Below are 15891 nucleotides of genomic sequence, written 5' to 3'. Positions count from 1 at the left end.
TCTTATCCTTTTGTAAAATTCATTCCATTATACCATTTTTAGCGATTTTTTTCGATGATTTTCTAAGCTTTTTCTCTGACAATATTAAAAAGAGGCTAGGCCTCTTTTCGTTTATTGTTTTTTATAAAAAATTGACTTTGTAAAGTATACAAATAAGACAACTTCCACGGCTAGTAATCCTTCCACTATAAGTGGATTTGAAATCCAACCAACCTGTGAAAGACTAGGAGCTAGATCGAATAAGGCGTGCAAACCATAAGCAGCTACTAGGTAAATCCAATTCTTTTGACGGACTGCTTGATAAACCCAGAAAGAGAGACCAATTTGCATAACAAGAGCAAGCACACGCTCAACACCGAGTAAATAAACCTGCCATCCAGATAGAGATTGGACTGTTTCGAGTGTAGTTTTGGGAAGGAGATTTGCTACATCGGGATTTGGAGACTCTAATAATGAAAGGAGGATCAAAAGACTAATCAAACTTCCCATTCCGAGGTAGAGCAACTCCAAACCTCCATGCCCCAACCCATAAGCTAAGGCATCTGAATCTTCTAAGCTTCTCTTCTTCTCTAACCATTTAAAGAAGACAAGGCGAGCCGTTTCTTCAAAGATAGCTGCCATAGCAATTCCATAAAGGACATATAAAAAAGGATGCTCCTGCATGAGCGAAATGGTTCCATCTTTTTGTGGATGAAGCACCAAAAGGTGAACAATTTTCTCCAGTACTTGAGATGAGACAAAAAATGCAACTGCCCCAAGTCCCAAAACTGCAAAATTAATCTTGTATTTCTTCCTTGCATACCAAATGGCTGCTATAAGAAATACAACTAAAGCTATCATAGTAATTATTACATGAATTTTCATATTTGACTCCCTCTATTCTGCCTGATCAATATCTTTTTTCATCTCATCAACATTAAACTTAGCAAAGAGATACTGACGGTCCTGGACAGGAAAACGTTGATCCAACTGATCGACAGCTCCAACCTCTACGATTCCCTCCTTGATGACAAAGTCCATAACGTGACCACCAAAGGTTAGGTCATCTGAAATAAAATGCAAATGATAGCCTGCGACACTGACACCATGGAAAATTTCAGGTGTCCAGAATCCAACGATAGTCCCAGAGATATTTTCGCAACTATATTCAGGCTGATGAGTCGCAACCTCAGCAAACTTCGTTTCGCTTGTCGATTTTGGTATCATGCGAACATGCATATGTTTAAAGTCACCATGAATCTTAATCGAACGGAAAAGGTTTTCTCCATCATAGTAGGATTCAATACGTTTTTCTAGTTCCTTATCAGTCATTTCAAAACGTTGGCGGAAAATAACTTCTGCCTGGTGGGGTACAACTGCCGCATAAGGAATCAGAGCATCTGGCGACACTTCAACGATTTCAGGTTTATCACCTGACCCCTTAGCTTGATAAGCCTTTCCATCTAAGACAATCAATTCCCCGTCAATGGAATCTAAGGTTCCTAGCCCTAAATCTCCATGTTCAAGTAACTCACCAACGGTCATAGTCCCACCGTAAAGTCCAGCCATCAAGGCTCCCAAAGTATTGTATTGGAATAATTTCACTGGTTCTTGCACCTTTATCATCTCACTCTTCTTGAAATTTTACTTACTAAGTATATCACATTTCTGATTAGAATTGAATGCTAGACTGCTTTTTAATACTCAATGAAAATCAAAGACCAAACTAGGAAACTTGCCGCAGGTTGCTCGAAGCACTGCTTTGAAGTTGTGGATAGAACTGACGTAGTCAGCTCAAAACACTGTTTTGAGGTTGTAGATGGAACTGACGTAGTTAGTATCCTACACATACGACAAAGCGACGTTGACGCGGTTTGAATTTAATTTTCGAAAAGTATAACATTGCCAAACGTTTAAAAAAAAGGTACAATGTAACAAAATCAAGGGAGGTCTGGGATGAAGCAAGAAAGCAAGTACGAACAAGTCGTGCACTATCTAAAAAATGAGATAGAATCAGGTAGATTTGCGACAGGAAGTCGCCTGCCATCTATTCGAAGACTCAGTCAAGATTTCCACTGTAGTAAAGACACCATTCAGCGTGCACTCATGGAACTTCGATACGAAAATTACATCTACTCCAAACCTCAGAGTGGTTATTATGTTTTAGAGCAACAAACCAGTCACGAAGACCTAATTATCTCCGTTAACGATGAACATGTGGCTGCCTATGATGATTTTCGGCTTTGCGTCAATGAAAGCTTGATTGGACGAGAAAATTATCTCTACAACTACTATGAAAACCAAGAGGGACTAGAAGAATTAAGAAAATCTGTTCAGACATTACTTTTTGATCAAGCGATTTATAGTAAGTCAGACCAGTTAGTCATGACATCTGGAACCCAGCAAGCACTGTTTATTCTTTCTCAGATTGATTTTCCAGGTCAAGCTCAGGAAATACTGGTTGAACAACCGACCTATCATCGGATGAATCAACTACTACTAGCTCAAAACATTCCCTATCAAACCATTGAACGTCGGGTGGACGGTATTGATTTAAACGAACTTGAGAAACAGTTTAAGAGTGGAAAGATTAAGTTTTTCTATACCATTCCTCGTTTTCATTATCCTCTGGGGCATTCCTATTCCGAGGAGGAAAAACTTGCTATCCTTGACTTGGCTGCAAAACACCAGATCTATATCGTTGAAGATGACTATCTAGGTGACTTGGATCCTAAAATGGGACAAACCTTTCATTATCTGGACCAGCATGATTTGGTCATTTATATTAAATCTTTTTCTACGAGTCTTTTTCCAGCCCTCCGGATAACTGCACTTCTTCTTCCAAATGCTATCAAGGATGCTTTTGTAACTTATAAAAATATTCTGGACTATGATAACAACCTTATCATGCAAAAAGCCTTATCTCTTTATATTGATAGTCAACTCTTTGAGAAAAACAGACTAGCAAGATTAGCACTTCAGGAAAAAAGTCAGGAGCACATCCAACAACTTTTAAATAACTATCCCATTTCCTTGCCAATCTATCCTCTCCATGATGGAGCCTTACTTGATCTTAGAGACTATCCTAAGATTGCAAGTCTCAAACATAGTCCTTTAAATCTCGACTTTTTCGAATCATCCTACATAGGGACTTGTCCCTATCACTTTGCAAAAGTTCCCTTTGAAAATATTGAAGCAACACTAAAATACTTAAAAACAGAGCTGGACTAAAGTCCAACTCTGTTATTTTTTATTGTTCTACTTCGGTTAATTTAGAAGCTTTCTCAAGATAGGTTTGGTAAGTTCCGTCATCTTTCAATTTTTGGATGACCTTATCTACTACTTCCTTCAAATCTGAATTGCCTTTTTTGATAGCTACAGCATTTGCTTCGCCTTCTTTCATGGTCAAGCTTACTGTAGCAACTGCCAAATCAGAGTTTTTACCAGCATAGCTTAGAGCAACTGGTTCATCCATATGAACAGCATCAACCTTGCCTGATTGAAGCTCATTGACTGCCTCACCCATGTTAGTCAAAGATGTTAACTGCGCTTTAGGAAGTTGTTCTTTGACCATAGATTCAGGGACAGTTCCTTTTTGAGCCGCAATATTAGCACTTGCAAGAGAATCTAAATCCTTGTATTTTTCAAGGTCAGATTTTCTGATAAGGAAGCTAATTTTGTTCTCATAGTAAGGAATTGAGAAATCAAAGACTTCTTTTCTTTCTTCAGTGGCACTGATACCCGCAATGGCCAAATCTGCTTTTCCTGTCTGAAGACTAGTCAAGACGTTGTCAAAACTCATACTTGAAACTTCTAGTTTCACACCAAGTTCATCAGCGATTGCTTGTGCCATATCAATATCAGCACCTACAACTTGGTTCTTACCATCCACAAGTGCTTGGAACTCAAATGGAGCATAATCTGGGCTTGTTGCGACCACCAATTTCCCTTTTTGTTTGATAGCCTCTACTGCAGACTGTGAGCTTGAGCTAGACGATTGGCAAGCTACTAAAAAGAAACTTGCAAGAAAACTACATAAAACAAATATCCATTTTTTAAATTTCATAAATAAACAACCTCTATATTAATTTTGTATAATTATAACTCTATAAACTTTAATTGTCAAGTATAAATTTAATATTTATTTATTTTTTTTATATTCTCTAACAAAAAAGGAGCTTTTATTCAATTTTCAGCTCCTTTTTCTGTATATTTAATCAATTTTACAATTCGACAATTTTACCTGTTTCAAAGTAAACAACCCATTCACAGATATTCTTTGCATAGTCACCAATGCGTTCCAAGTAAGAAATAACTTGGAAGTAATCACGACCTGTGACAATAGCATCTGGATTCTTTCTAATTTCTTCAGTTGCCAAATCACGAATATTTTCGAAATAATGGTTGATTTTTTCATCCATCGTTGCAACTTCATAGGCCTTATCAACTGATCCATTTAGGTAAAGTTCGAGGGTTGTTTCTACGAAATCTTTAACATCACGTCCCATGTTTTTGATTTCTTCTTCGACAGCTGGGATACGTTGTTCCCCCTTCATACGAATGGTAGCTTCAGCAATGGATACAGCATGGTCACCCATACGTTCCAAGTCTGAAACAGCCTTAAGTACTGTCAAAACTGTACGCAAGTCTTGTGAAACAGGCTGCTGAAGTGCAATGATTTCAAATGATTTCTTTTCAAGTTTCACTTCGTATTCATTGACTTCTGCATCTTCTTCGATGACTTCTTTTGCCAAGTCACGGTCATGTGTCACAAAAGCACGTACAGTACGATTGATTTGGGAAAGAACTTCTTGTCCCATGGCGTAGAATTGGTTGTGCAATTTCTCTAAATCTTCTTCAAATTGAGATCGTAACATCTTTTTCTCCTTATCCAAATTTACCTGAAATGTAATCTTCTGTTTCCTTATGTTGTGGATAGAGGAACATTTCCTTGGTATCGTTAAATTCAATCAAATCTCCATTAAGGAAAAAGCCTGTTTTATCAGAGATTCGAGATGCTTGCTGCATGGAACGAGTAACCAATAGCATGGTGTACTTGTCCTTGAGACTATATAGGGTTTCTTCGATTTTTCCAGCCGAGATAGGGTCTAAGGCCGAGGTTGGCTCATCCAAGAGGATAATCTTTGGACTAGTCGCCAATACACGGGCTACACAGACACGTTGTTGTTGTCCACCTGATAGACCAATAGCTGAATCATGCAAGCGATCCTTGACCTCATCCCAGATTGATGCACGCTGTAAAGCTTTCTCCACAGCTTCGTCCAAGACTTGCTTGTCTTTTTCCCCATTGATACGGAGACCATAGACGACATTCTCATAGATAGACATTGGGAATGGATTGGGTTGTTGGAAAACCATTCCGATTTCCTTACGTAATTCAACCGTGTCGGTACGCGGACTATAGATATTGTGCCCATTATAGACCACTGATCCAGTTGTCGTCACTTCAGGATTAAGGTCACCCATTCGGTTAATAGCCTTTAGAAGTGTTGACTTCCCAGATCCAGACGGACCGATAAGGGCTGTAATTTCCTTGGGTTGAAATGATAAGGAAACACTATTCAAGGCCTTCTTTTTATTGTAATAGACTGACAGGTCTGAAACCTGCAAAATCGGTTCTGTCATACTGTTCCCTTTCTAACCAAAGTGTCCAGTTACATAGTCATTAGTAGACTGTAGCTTAGCATTTTGGAAAATATTTGAAGTTTTATCATACTCAATCAAATCACCCAAGTAGAAAAATCCTGTATAATCACTTGCACGAGCAGCCTGTTGCATACTGTGAGTTACGATAATAATGGTAAAGTTCTTCTTCAACTCCAACATGGTTTCCTCAAGCTGAGCTGTCGCAATCGGATCCAAGGCTGACGCCGGCTCATCCATCAAGAGAATATCTGGTTTTACAGAAATAGCACGAGCAATGCAGAGACGTTGCTGCTGACCACCTGAAAGCATCAAGGCTGACTTATGAAGGTCATCTTTTACCTGATCCCAAAGGGCAGCCTGGCGAAGTGAGGTTTCTACAATTTCATCAAGAACTTTCTTGTCCTTAACTCCTGCACGTTCATGTGCAAAGGTGATGTTGCGGTAGATTGATTTAGCAAATGGATTTGGACGTTGGAACACCATTCCGATATGTTTACGCATTTCATAAACATTAATTTCAGGACGGTTAACGTCAATACCTCGATAGAGAATTTGTCCTGTCACCTTAGCAATATCAATGGTATCATTCATACGGTTGAGACTGCGAAGGTAGGTTGATTTCCCTGATCCAGACGGACCAATCAAGGCTGTGATTTTATTTTTTTCGAATTGCATATCGACGCCCTTAATGGATTCGTTTTTACCGTAGTAAACATGTAAATCCTTAGTAGAGAGGGCCACTTTTTCTTCTGGAAAGGTAATGATATGCTTTTCATCCCAATTATATTTTGACATGGCTTCTCCTTTAGGCAGCAGTTAATTTCTTATGTAGATAGCTTCCAAGTTTACGAGCTCCAAAGTTAAAGATTAAGATAAAGATGAGGAGCACCGCAGCAGAACCTGCTGAAACAAGAGTTCCATCAGGAATAGTTCCTTCACTGTTGACTTTCCAGATATGAACAGCCAAGGTTTCTGCTTGACGGAAGATAGAGATTGGACTAGATACACTTAGAACGTTCCAGTTAGACCAGTCAAGTGCTGGTGCTGATTGTCCTGCTGTGTAGATAAGAGCCGCAGCTTCACCAAAGATACGACCTGATGCAAGTACAACCCCAGTAACGATACCAGGTAAAGCTTCAGGAATGACAACATGAAGAACTGTTTCCCAACGAGAAAGTCCTAGAGCCAAACCAGCTTCACGTTGCGTATGGTGAACGTGCTTCAAACTGTCTTCAACATTACGAGTCATCTGTGGAAGGTTAAAGACCGTTAAAGCCAAGGCACCTGAAATAATTGAAAATCCATACTCAAACTGAACTACAAAGATGAGATAACCAAAGAGACCTACAACGACTGATGGTAATGAAGACAAAATCTCAATACAGGTACGAACGAAATTGGTAACACGACCTTTTTTGGCATACTCAGCCAAGTAAATTCCAGCCCCCATGGATAATGGTACAGAAATGAATAGGGTGATGACCAGAAGGAAGAAGGAATTATAAAGTTGAATTCCAATACCACCACCTGCTTGATAAGAAGATGATTTCCCAGTCAAGAATGACCATGAAACATGAGGCAAGCCTCGAACCAAGATATAGAGAATCAAGGAAGCTAGGATGGTCACAATGACTCCTGCGATGGTATAGAGGACAGCTGTTGCAAGTTTATCTAATTTCTTAGCGTGCATAGTTTTTCTTTCCTCTTTCTTTCGTAATCAATTTAATCACACTGTTGAAGGCCAAGCTCATCAAGAGCAATACTAAGGCAAGTGACCAAAGAACATTATTATCAACAGTTCCCATAACGGTATTTCCGATTCCCATGGTCAAAACAGATGTCAGAGTCGCTGCTGGTGTTGTCAATGACGTTGGGATAACTGCTGAGTTACCAACAACCATCTGAATCGCAAGGGCTTCACCGAAAGCACGCGCCATACCAAAGACTACAGCTGTAAAAATACCTGAACGAGCAGCCTTCAAGGTTACACGCCAAATGGTCTGCCAACGAGTTGCTCCCATTGCTAAACTAGCTTCACGGTAGTGACGAGGAACTGCACGTAAGCTATCAGTTGTCATAAAGGTTACAGTCGGCAAAATCATGACAAAGAGAACGAAAATCCCTGACAAAATCCCAAAACCTGTTCCACCAAAGACACTACGTACAAATGGTACAACGACCTGCAAACCGATAAATCCATAAACTACTGAAGGAATCCCAACTAGAAGTTCGATAGCAGGTTGCAAAATCTTAGCTCCTTTTGGCGATACTTCTGTCATAAAGACAGCTGCCCCAATGGCAAATGGTGTTGCAATCAGAGCTGATAGAATGGTAACGATAAAGGAACCTAAAATCATTGGAAGGGCGCCAAACTGTTTACCTGAAGGGTTCCAAGTTGCACCAAAGAGAAAATCAAAGATATTCACACCATTGACAAAGAAGGTTGACAAACCTTTTTGGGCTACAAAGATTAAAATCATAGCCACAATAATAACAATCAAAGAGAGGCAGGCAAAAGTCAGACTTTTCCCTAATTTCTCAAGACGAGAGTTCTTTGACGGAGAGAGCAATTTTTTTGATAATTCTTCTTGATTCATTATTGACTCCCTTCTATCGCTGTCACAGTACCTGCAGCATCTTTTTCGACTTTCATTTCTTTAACAGAAATATAGCCCATTCCTTTAACGATTCCGTTCTGAACTTCGTCTGAAAGGACAAAGTTTAAGAATTCGGCAACCAATTCATTTGGTTCACCAAGTGTATACATGTGTTCATAAGACCACAAAGGCCAATTATTAGTAGTTACATTCTCTGAATTTGGTTCATAGCCATTAAGTTTGATGGTCCCAACTGAATCATCAACATATGCAAATGCTAGGTAGGAAATAGCCCCAGGGGTTTGGGAAACGATTGATTTAACCATACCATTTGAATCTTGCTCCTGACTCTGAATCGCTGATTGACCATTCATAATCACACTATCAAAGGTCGCACGAGAACCTGAACTCGCAGCACGGTTGATAATAGAAATAGCCAAATCTTTCCCACCAACTTCTTTCCAGTTGGTAATTTTTCCTGTAAAGATTTGACGGAGCTGGTCTGTCGTTAGATTATCGACATCCACCTCTTTATTAATAATAACAGCAATTCCAGCAACGGCTACCTTATGGTCTACCAAGGCAGAGGCATCAATACCGTCTTTTTCCTCAGCAAATACATCAGAGTTTCCAACATCTACTGCTCCTGATTGAACCTGAGACAGTCCTGTACCAGATCCACCACCTTGAACATTGACTGTTTTACCGATGTTAGTTGACGCAAATTCATCAGCAGCTGCCTCGACTAAAGGTTGAAGGGCAGTTGAACCGACAGCCGTCATAGACTCTCCACGGTCAATCCAACTTGCACACCCTGCTAGCGAACCAGCAAGTAAAAGAGTTGCAAGAGAGATGGTGAGTTTTTTAAATTTTTTCACTATTTGTCTCCTTGAAAATAATGATGAATAACCCGGATTTTCGCCCTTATTTTCTAATATTTTTCACGAAAAATCCATACTTCCACTATAACATAGAATACTGATTTTGACTAGTTTTTTACCTTAAACCTCAAGCCCTTGGGGAAATAATTCTTTAGAGTATTTCCGGTTACTTTAGCAAATCCCAGACCATTCCCACCAACCAAAACTTGGTACCAACCATTTGGTAGAGTTTCAGACAATTGAACTGTCTCACCGGCCACGTATTTAACGAAGTCTTCTTGATGGATTTCAATTGATTGTTTGACTTGGCTTGGTTTTAAAGCCAGGCCAAGAGCAAAGCTTGGTTCAAAACGTTTTTTCTTAAAAGTTCCAAGATGTAGTCCATTCCGAGCAATTCTAAGTTTTCCTAAATCCGGTAGAACTTCTGGTAACAAATACAGTTGGTCTCCAAAAACTTGTAAGACTCCAGTCAATTTTTCTTTTAAATGTTTCTTCTCAAAATCCTGCCACAAGGAAAGTTGTTCACGAGAAAGGTTTGATTTAGAAGGTTTGAACTTCCCAGCCTTGTTTTGACCTTTAAACTGAAGATGGGCCACGAACTGACCTTCTCCCTTAAAGTGATGAGGGTACATTCTAGCAGTCTCAGCTTGGTTGATTCCTTGTGACATACCATTTATATGTTCTACTGGAATGAGTTCAAAATCATAATTATCCATGAGCCAGCTAATGATTTCTTCATTTTCTTCTGGCGCCCAGGTACAGGTTGAATAGATTAGTCGACCACCATCAGCCAACATAGTAACTGCATCTGCTAAAATCTCACGTTGTAAACTAGCGCACTGACTAGGATAATCGACACTCCAATAATCCATAGCGTCAGGTTGTTTACGAAACATCCCTTCTCCTGAGCAAGGTGCATCTAAAACGATTAGGTCAAAATAGCCTTTAAAAATCTTGGCTAAACGGTCTGCTGATTCATTGGTCACAACGACATTAGTCGCACCAAAACGTTCCATATTTTCAACCAGTATTTTTGCTCGCTTACTTGAAATTTCATTGGAAACGAGAAGCCCCTCACCTTCTAGATAGGCTGCCAATTGTGTCGATTTTCCACCTGGTGCTGCTGCCAAATCCAAAACCTTCATGCCAGGAGTTGGATGAGCTACTTGCGCCACCATTTGTGCAGCTGGTTCTTGGGAATAGACCAGACCAGTTACATGCTCTGGAGACTTTCCAGAAACCTTACCATAGTAGCCCCAAGGTGTATTTGGAATAGCGTCTGAAAAAGAAACTTGACTTTCTTTTAAGGGATTGACACGAAAAGCAGAAACGGCTTCATCATCAAAAGAGGCAAGAAAAGCTCTTGCCTCATCTCCCAATATTGTTTCATATTTTTTTACAAATCCTTCTGGAAATTGCATGTAAGTTTATTTCCTTTCGTAGATATAGGATTGAATTTCATCTTGCATCTCGACTGGTACCATCATAACAGCCTGCCGTGTTTGGAAATCAACTTCCTCACCAGCAATCGTAAGAACCTTATAACCTAAACTTTCACCTAGGATACTCGCTGCTGCATAATCCCAGGGTTGAAGATAAGTGATATACGTTAGTAGTCGACCTGATAGCACCTTTGCAAAACTAATGGCAGCACTGCCATAAACTCGTGTGCCAAGTGCAGCATTTCCCAATTCTGCCAAGCCCCATTCGTTGCTTTCTAGCATACCAGAATTCCCAGCTACCAAAAATTCTCTCAAAGGTTTCTTTTTAAATGCTGGTAAAGGTTCATCATTACGACAGGGCGGAAAATCTCCTCCACCATGATAGCAATCGCCTTTCATGACATCATAGATAATCCCAAATTTCCCAACACCATCCTCAAAATAGGCTAGCATAACGGCAAAATCTTCACCTTGTGCTACGAAGTTGTTGGTTCCATCAATAGGATCAATAATCCATACACAACCTTGTCCTACTGCTGCACGCATACATCCTTCTTCTGCACAAAACAAATCATCTGGATAGCGAGAACGAATTTTCTCAATGAGTAAGTCTTGAACTTCTTTATCTAACTTAGTTACCAAATCTGTAGGGGAAGACTTTCTCTCAACATGGAGATCTTCTTTCATATGCTGGAGAATGTAATCCCCAGCTTCCCTGACAATTTCTTTGGCAAATGTAAATTTATTTTCCAAGTGAAATCTTCCCTTCTCCTTTTTCTTTTGCCAATTGGACTGCACGGTAGAAAGAATATCCACTAACTGCTTCAAATTCACGTCCCAAACGTTTTTCTTCACTCTTACTCGGCACGACAGACTTGAACAATTTATAGGAATCTAATATTTTCTTTGCTTCTACCTTAGTTTCATAGGCGGCTTCAACATCATTAAAAAAAGAAAGCACTGAAGCAAGTTCTTCAGTGCTCCACGACAAATCTAGTGGGTAACTATACTGTTTATTCATCTAATTAATACCAGCTCTCAATGTAGCTTCTTTCAATTCTTGCTTACGATAACTACGAGGAAGAAAAGCACGAATTTCATCTTCATTAAAGCCAATCTGCATACGTTTATCATCAATGATAATAGGACGACGCAAAAGACTAGGGTACTGCTCAATTAAACTAAGCAACTCAGTCACCGAGATACTTTCCACATCGATATTTAACTTTTGGAAAATTTTTGAACGAGTTGAAATAATGTCATCGGTACCGTTTTCGGTCAAGGAAAGAATTTGTTGCAATTCTTTTCTTGATAAAGGACTGGTCATAATATTGTGCTCTTGGAAAGGCACCTTATGATTATTAAGCCAGGCCTTTGCCTTACGACATGATGTACAACTCGGTGATAAAAATAGTGTAATCATGCTATTCTCTTCTTTGCATACTTTTCTCACTCTATTATACAAAAAAATAAAGCGCTTGACTAGTTATTTCCGTAAAAAAACCTATTTTTTCAAGAAAAATAGGTTTTCCCACAATTTGTTCAAATAATTTTATGCATTTATTCTTTTAATTGCCTGTTTTTCGACTTTTAAGGTACATAAATCCAAAAATCAATTCATACAAGCAGAAAAATAAAAGAAAGGTATGAAGGAAAAAGTCCTCTGGTAGGATGAGAATGACTGGATCTTTTGCAGGATCAAAAAGCCAAGTATCATCTCCCACAAAAAGGATTTGATGAAACAAAGTAAAGAATTGTTCAAATCCAATGAAAACACCAACAAAACCAAGAATCAAAGGTAGAGACAGCATAATCAAGAGGCCTCTGCGAAATAGAGACAGAAAACCTTTCTGAATGACCTGCTTCCAAAAAAGATAGAAAATCGGTAGGGTAACCATCGCTACTCCTTGCGTTAGGTGAAAGAGCCCCTTCACAACCGCAAAATGATGGATGCCAGAAGCAGACGAAGGAAAATCTGGCATTTTCAATGCTTGATTCAATGGATTTGTCAAATAATCCATCAAAACATTAAAGTTATGCTGGATTGTCTGAGGTTGGAAAGGAACACGACTTGTTAGGTGTAACCAAGAAATTTCCAGAGGATAAAGAAACCAAGCTAGATAAATGGTCAATAAAATAGCAAGCGAGAGGAGAAAGAAAAGACTTCCTCCAAAAGTTAGTTTAGTTTTCATCGAAATTCCACTCCGCTAGACTTGAGAGAACATGGGTTGGAGCGATTGGCAGGTCTGCTACTTCTTCAGGTTTTGTAAATCCTGTCGTCACCAAAAGGCTAGGGATTTCATTATCAATACCAGCACGAATATCAGTCAGGTAATTATCGCCCACCATGACAATTTCTTGGCGCTCAAGTCCTAGGTGTTCAACAGCTTTGTCCATAATAATCGCATTAGGTTTTCCAATATAAACTGGTTTTATGCGAGTTGCTGCTTCGAGCAGAGTAACCAGTGAACCAGCACCAGGTAAAAGGCCTCGTTCCGTTGGGATGTTCAAATCTGGGTTGGTGCCGATAAAATGAGCACCTTTATGAATAGCTAGGGTTGCCGTAGCAAATTTTTCATAGTCAACTTGCCAGTCCAAACCAACAACCACATAGGCAGGGTTTTCTTTATCTTCAACGTAGCCTGCTGCTTTGATTGCTTCCTTGAGCCCCGCTTCTCCAATCACATAGACTGTCTTTTCAAGCCCCAAATCATTCATGTAATCAATAGTCGCTAAGGTTGCAGTATAAATTGTCGATACAGGTGTGTCGATGTTAAAGTGATTGGCTAACATCTCCTGAACACTTTCTGGTGTACGAGTGGTATTATTTGTCACAAAGAGATACGGAATCTCTCTTTTTTGCAACTCGTGAACAAATGCTTCACCAGCTGGGATTCTATCTTTTCCCTTATAGATTGTTCCGTCTAAATCTATCAAATAGCCTTTATAAGTCATATATTTCTTTCTAATCTTTGTTAATTTCTTGCCAAGTTATCTTTGCCTGAGCATTGATGTCGCCATCACTTGTAACTTGGTGATTGCTTTCCAGTCCATTCAATTCGTAACTAGAAGTAATCATACCACCTGGTCGAACTTCCTTGACATATTTGAGGTTGATTTTTTTAGGAATATGATTGGTTAGAAAATCTGCCCCCATAACTTCAAAAACCCAGTCTAGGTATTTGCTATTATTGACATGGCCATTCATATCTAAGTCGTAAAAACGGACATGATAGTCCTTGCTAATCGCTTCTTCCAACTCAGCGTATTTTGGTCCACGGATCAGTTTCTTAGAAAACTCAGATTGATAAGGTGCGACTATTTCAGGTTCTACAGGATGAACCTTCCGACTATCACGATCCATAAGGACAAATGTAGCTACCATGCGAATGATTTCTTGACCATCTTCATCATAAATAGTAAATCGGCGGTAGCAAAATAGACGATTGTAGCTCAAGGCCTCTGTTTCGATGGTAATTTCCTCAGCAAATTGAGGTAAGCGTATCACATCGATATCATAATCTGTGATAATCCAGACTAGATTATACTGTTCTAAAACATCCTTGTCACTCACTCCAAGTTCAATTGACTGCATCCCTGATACCTGTAAGGACAACAAGATAACGTCTGGTAGTTTGATATGACCATTCATGTCAGCCATATCAAAAGGAATTTTCATCTTCATTTGATAAGTTAAGCCCATAATTTTACTCCAATATAAATCGTTCTGCTACTGTATCACCTAAGAAGAGACCTCTCTTAGTCATACGAACATGATCGCCATCAACCTGCATAAGACCTTGTTGAATCAAGTCTTTGATGATATCTCCATAAAGTTCTTGGAAAGACTGTCCAAATTTTTCTTCAAATCTCTCCATGGAAACTCCAGACTTCTTGCGAAGTCCAAGGAACATCTCTTCTTCCATTTGCTCCCTTTGAGTCAGATGTTCTTCGTTAATACGAGCATTCCCATCTTCTACTGCCTTTAAATAATGGCGAATAGGCCCATGATTTTTATAGCGAACACCATCTACATAGCCAGATGCACCTGCACCAATACCATAATACTCGGCATTATCCCAGTACATAAGATTGTGACGACTTTCAAATCCTGGTTTAGAAAAATTAGAAATCTCATAATGCTCGAAGCCAGCTTTTTCTAGCTTTGAAATGATATACTCAAACATCTCAGCTTCTAATTCTTCCTTAGGAAGAGGTAATTTCCCTCGTCTCATACGATTCATAAAGACCGTATGGTTTTCCAAAATCAAACTATAAAGGCTCATATGAGGAATATCCAGAGCGATAGCCTTGGCAACATTCTCCTTAACCTGGTCCATAGTCTGACCAGGAAGTGCGTAGATTAAATCAATAGAGATATTATCAAAACCAGCCAATTTGAGGCGGTCAATATTTTCATAAATATCCTTCTCCAAATGACTACGCCCTATTTTTTTCAACATTTTGTCATCAAAGGTCTGAACACCTAGTGAAACACGATTGACTGCAGAATTTTTCAAAACAGCAATCTTATCAGCATCCAAATCACCGGGATTGGCCTCAATGGTCAATTCTTCTAAGACTGATAAATCTAAGTTTTTAGTCAATCCATCCAGAAGCAACTCTAACTGTGGCGCAGACAAGGCTGTCGGTGTTCCACCTCCAATATAGAGTGTACGTAATTTTTGAATATCATAAGAATGAAATTCTTGCAGTAGATGCTCTAGATAGCTATCCACCGGTTGATTCTTGATAAAAACTTTTGAAAAGTCACAATAATAACAGATTTGTGTACAAAATGGAATGTGCACATAAGCTGATGTCGGTTTCTTCTGCATAGTATTTATTATACCACAAAGAGTTCACTCAAGAAAAAAATCACCATTCCTGATTCATTTGAAAATCAGGAAATGGCGATTCTATTTAGTCTTCTTGAATATCGATGACAATTTCTTGACCATCTTCTTGATCTTCAACAACTACTTTTTCTTCCAATTGTTCTTTGAGACTGTTCAAGGTTTCTTTCGAAGCTTCAGTAGCTTGTTGAGCGTGATATTTTGCTTTATCGAGGACGGTATCGAGAGTAATTTCCCCAGATTCGATTTGTTCTTTTGTTTTAAGAACAAATTCTTTGGTTTGATCTTTGACATCAGTCAGCTTTTCGCAGACTTGTTCTTTAGCGTATTCAGGATCTTCTTTCAAATCTTCAATAAAGTCTTGTGCTCGACTCGTAACTCGTTTCCCTTTTTCACTTGTTAGGAATAAAGCAACGGCAACACCTGAAACAGTTCCTAAAAGGATTGATGATAATTTACCCATGAGCTA

19 protein-coding genes are annotated in these 15891 nt (G+C 39.1%); 1 reads left to right on the top strand and 18 read right to left on the bottom strand.

Features of this window, described 5'->3' with window-relative positions:
- Positions 1-111 precede the first annotated feature (111 nt).
- The gene (locus tag GOM46_RS03340; protein WP_235084031.1) at positions 112-864 is read right to left on the bottom strand and encodes a YhfC family intramembrane metalloprotease; all 753 of its coding nucleotides are present in this window, start codon (positions 862-864) and stop codon (positions 112-114) included.
- 12 nt (positions 865-876) lie between these two features.
- Positions 877-1605 (bottom strand): acetolactate decarboxylase, encoded by a 729-nt coding sequence (budA, locus tag GOM46_RS03335; RefSeq protein ID WP_235084030.1) that lies wholly within the window; start codon positions 1603-1605, stop codon positions 877-879.
- A 330-nt stretch (positions 1606-1935) separates the two neighbouring features.
- Between budA and GOM46_RS03330 the strand changes: the two genes are divergently transcribed.
- The gene (locus tag GOM46_RS03330) at positions 1936-3210 is read left to right on the top strand and encodes a PLP-dependent aminotransferase family protein (protein ID WP_235084029.1); all 1275 of its coding nucleotides are present in this window, start codon (positions 1936-1938) and stop codon (positions 3208-3210) included.
- A 19-nt stretch (positions 3211-3229) separates the two neighbouring features.
- Here GOM46_RS03330 and GOM46_RS03325 read toward each other — a convergent pair whose 3' ends face one another.
- From GOM46_RS03325 to GOM46_RS03250, 16 genes are all read right to left on the bottom strand, one after another.
- Entirely contained in the window at positions 3230-4045 is an 816-nt protein-coding gene (locus tag GOM46_RS03325) for an ABC transporter substrate-binding protein (RefSeq protein ID WP_235084028.1), read from the bottom strand.
- A 157-nt stretch (positions 4046-4202) separates the two neighbouring features.
- Positions 4203-4856 (bottom strand): phosphate signaling complex protein PhoU, encoded by a 654-nt coding sequence (phoU, locus tag GOM46_RS03320; protein ID WP_178895157.1) that lies wholly within the window; start codon positions 4854-4856, stop codon positions 4203-4205.
- Between the two features lie 10 nt (positions 4857-4866).
- The gene (pstB, locus tag GOM46_RS03315; protein ID WP_016466007.1) at positions 4867-5625 is read right to left on the bottom strand and encodes a phosphate ABC transporter ATP-binding protein PstB; all 759 of its coding nucleotides are present in this window, start codon (positions 5623-5625) and stop codon (positions 4867-4869) included.
- Positions 5626-5637: 12 nt separating this feature from the next.
- Positions 5638-6441, bottom strand: coding sequence for a phosphate ABC transporter ATP-binding protein PstB (gene pstB, locus GOM46_RS03310; protein WP_235084027.1), 804 nt, complete (start codon positions 6439-6441; stop codon positions 5638-5640).
- Positions 6442-6451: 10 nt separating this feature from the next.
- On the bottom strand, positions 6452-7336 hold the full coding sequence (gene pstA, locus GOM46_RS03305) for a phosphate ABC transporter permease PstA (protein WP_235084026.1): 885 nt from the start codon (positions 7334-7336) through the stop codon (positions 6452-6454).
- Positions 7326-8243: a phosphate ABC transporter permease subunit PstC gene (pstC, locus tag GOM46_RS03300; RefSeq protein ID WP_235084025.1), complete on the bottom strand. Its 918-nt coding sequence runs from the start codon at positions 8241-8243 to the stop codon at positions 7326-7328. The genes pstA and pstC overlap by 11 nt, the downstream gene beginning before the upstream one ends.
- Positions 8243-9121, bottom strand: coding sequence for a phosphate ABC transporter substrate-binding protein PstS (locus GOM46_RS03295; RefSeq protein ID WP_235084024.1), 879 nt, complete (start codon positions 9119-9121; stop codon positions 8243-8245). The genes pstC and GOM46_RS03295 overlap by 1 nt, the downstream gene beginning before the upstream one ends.
- Positions 9122-9231: 110 nt before the next feature.
- On the bottom strand, positions 9232-10545 hold the full coding sequence (locus GOM46_RS03290; protein ID WP_235084023.1) for an RsmF rRNA methyltransferase first C-terminal domain-containing protein: 1314 nt from the start codon (positions 10543-10545) through the stop codon (positions 9232-9234).
- A 6-nt stretch (positions 10546-10551) separates the two neighbouring features.
- Positions 10552-11319, bottom strand: a complete 768-nt coding sequence (locus GOM46_RS03285) for an inositol monophosphatase family protein (RefSeq protein ID WP_235084022.1) — start codon at positions 11317-11319, stop codon at positions 10552-10554.
- Complete coding sequence (locus tag GOM46_RS03280; RefSeq protein WP_235084021.1) at positions 11309-11587, bottom strand: UPF0223 family protein; 279 nt, start codon at positions 11585-11587, stop codon at positions 11309-11311. The genes GOM46_RS03285 and GOM46_RS03280 overlap by 11 nt, the downstream gene beginning before the upstream one ends.
- Positions 11588-11989, bottom strand: a complete 402-nt coding sequence (locus tag GOM46_RS03275) for a Spx/MgsR family RNA polymerase-binding regulatory protein (protein ID WP_025170030.1) — start codon at positions 11987-11989, stop codon at positions 11588-11590.
- Positions 11990-12134: 145 nt separating this feature from the next.
- Positions 12135-12758, bottom strand: coding sequence for a TIGR01906 family membrane protein (locus tag GOM46_RS03270; RefSeq protein ID WP_235084020.1), 624 nt, complete (start codon positions 12756-12758; stop codon positions 12135-12137).
- Positions 12748-13521 (bottom strand): TIGR01457 family HAD-type hydrolase, encoded by a 774-nt coding sequence (locus GOM46_RS03265; RefSeq protein ID WP_235084019.1) that lies wholly within the window; start codon positions 13519-13521, stop codon positions 12748-12750. The genes GOM46_RS03270 and GOM46_RS03265 overlap by 11 nt, the downstream gene beginning before the upstream one ends.
- 10 nt (positions 13522-13531) lie before the next feature.
- Positions 13532-14269 (bottom strand): acyl-[acyl-carrier-protein] thioesterase, encoded by a 738-nt coding sequence (locus GOM46_RS03260; protein ID WP_235084018.1) that lies wholly within the window; start codon positions 14267-14269, stop codon positions 13532-13534.
- Positions 14270-14273: 4 nt separating this feature from the next.
- Positions 14274-15404: a radical SAM family heme chaperone HemW gene (gene hemW, locus GOM46_RS03255; RefSeq protein ID WP_235084017.1), complete on the bottom strand. Its 1131-nt coding sequence runs from the start codon at positions 15402-15404 to the stop codon at positions 14274-14276.
- An 85-nt stretch (positions 15405-15489) separates the two neighbouring features.
- Entirely contained in the window at positions 15490-15885 is a 396-nt protein-coding gene (locus tag GOM46_RS03250; protein WP_006150786.1) for a YtxH domain-containing protein, read from the bottom strand.
- Positions 15886-15891 lie beyond the last annotated feature (6 nt).

The organism is Streptococcus infantis, from assembly GCF_021497965.1.
Taxonomy (GTDB): Bacteria; Bacillota; Bacilli; order Lactobacillales; family Streptococcaceae; genus Streptococcus; species Streptococcus infantis_B.
The sequence above is the reverse complement of the archived record's forward strand: the minus strand, read 5'-3'. Positions and strand labels throughout refer to the sequence as shown.

Coding starts and splice junctions, on each gene's coding strand:
- hemW (WP_235084017.1), bottom strand. CDS start 15,404: ATGCAGAAGAAACCGACATCAGCTTATGTGCACATTCCATTTTGTACA.
- GOM46_RS03280 (WP_235084021.1), bottom strand. CDS start 11,587: ATGAATAAACAGTATAGTTACCCACTAGATTTGTCGTGGAGCACTGAA.
- pstC (WP_235084025.1), bottom strand. CDS start 8,243: ATGAATCAAGAAGAATTATCAAAAAAATTGCTCTCTCCGTCAAAGAAC.
- GOM46_RS03250 (WP_006150786.1), bottom strand. CDS start 15,885: ATGGGTAAATTATCATCAATCCTTTTAGGAACTGTTTCAGGTGTTGCC.
- pstB (WP_016466007.1), bottom strand. CDS start 5,625: ATGACAGAACCGATTTTGCAGGTTTCAGACCTGTCAGTCTATTACAAT.
- budA (WP_235084030.1), bottom strand. CDS start 1,605: ATGATAAAGGTGCAAGAACCAGTGAAATTATTCCAATACAATACTTTG.
- GOM46_RS03260 (WP_235084018.1), bottom strand. CDS start 14,269: ATGGGCTTAACTTATCAAATGAAGATGAAAATTCCTTTTGATATGGCT.
- GOM46_RS03265 (WP_235084019.1), bottom strand. CDS start 13,521: ATGACTTATAAAGGCTATTTGATAGATTTAGACGGAACAATCTATAAG.
- GOM46_RS03330 (WP_235084029.1), top strand. CDS start 1,936: ATGAAGCAAGAAAGCAAGTACGAACAAGTCGTGCACTATCTAAAAAAT.
- phoU (WP_178895157.1), bottom strand. CDS start 4,856: ATGTTACGATCTCAATTTGAAGAAGATTTAGAGAAATTGCACAACCAA.
- GOM46_RS03340 (WP_235084031.1), bottom strand. CDS start 864: ATGAAAATTCATGTAATAATTACTATGATAGCTTTAGTTGTATTTCTT.
- GOM46_RS03270 (WP_235084020.1), bottom strand. CDS start 12,758: ATGAAAACTAAACTAACTTTTGGAGGAAGTCTTTTCTTTCTCCTCTCG.
- GOM46_RS03275 (WP_025170030.1), bottom strand. CDS start 11,989: ATGATTACACTATTTTTATCACCGAGTTGTACATCATGTCGTAAGGCA.
- GOM46_RS03290 (WP_235084023.1), bottom strand. CDS start 10,545: ATGCAATTTCCAGAAGGATTTGTAAAAAAATATGAAACAATATTGGGA.
- GOM46_RS03325 (WP_235084028.1), bottom strand. CDS start 4,045: ATGAAATTTAAAAAATGGATATTTGTTTTATGTAGTTTTCTTGCAAGT.
- pstB (WP_235084027.1), bottom strand. CDS start 6,441: ATGTCAAAATATAATTGGGATGAAAAGCATATCATTACCTTTCCAGAA.
- pstA (WP_235084026.1), bottom strand. CDS start 7,336: ATGCACGCTAAGAAATTAGATAAACTTGCAACAGCTGTCCTCTATACC.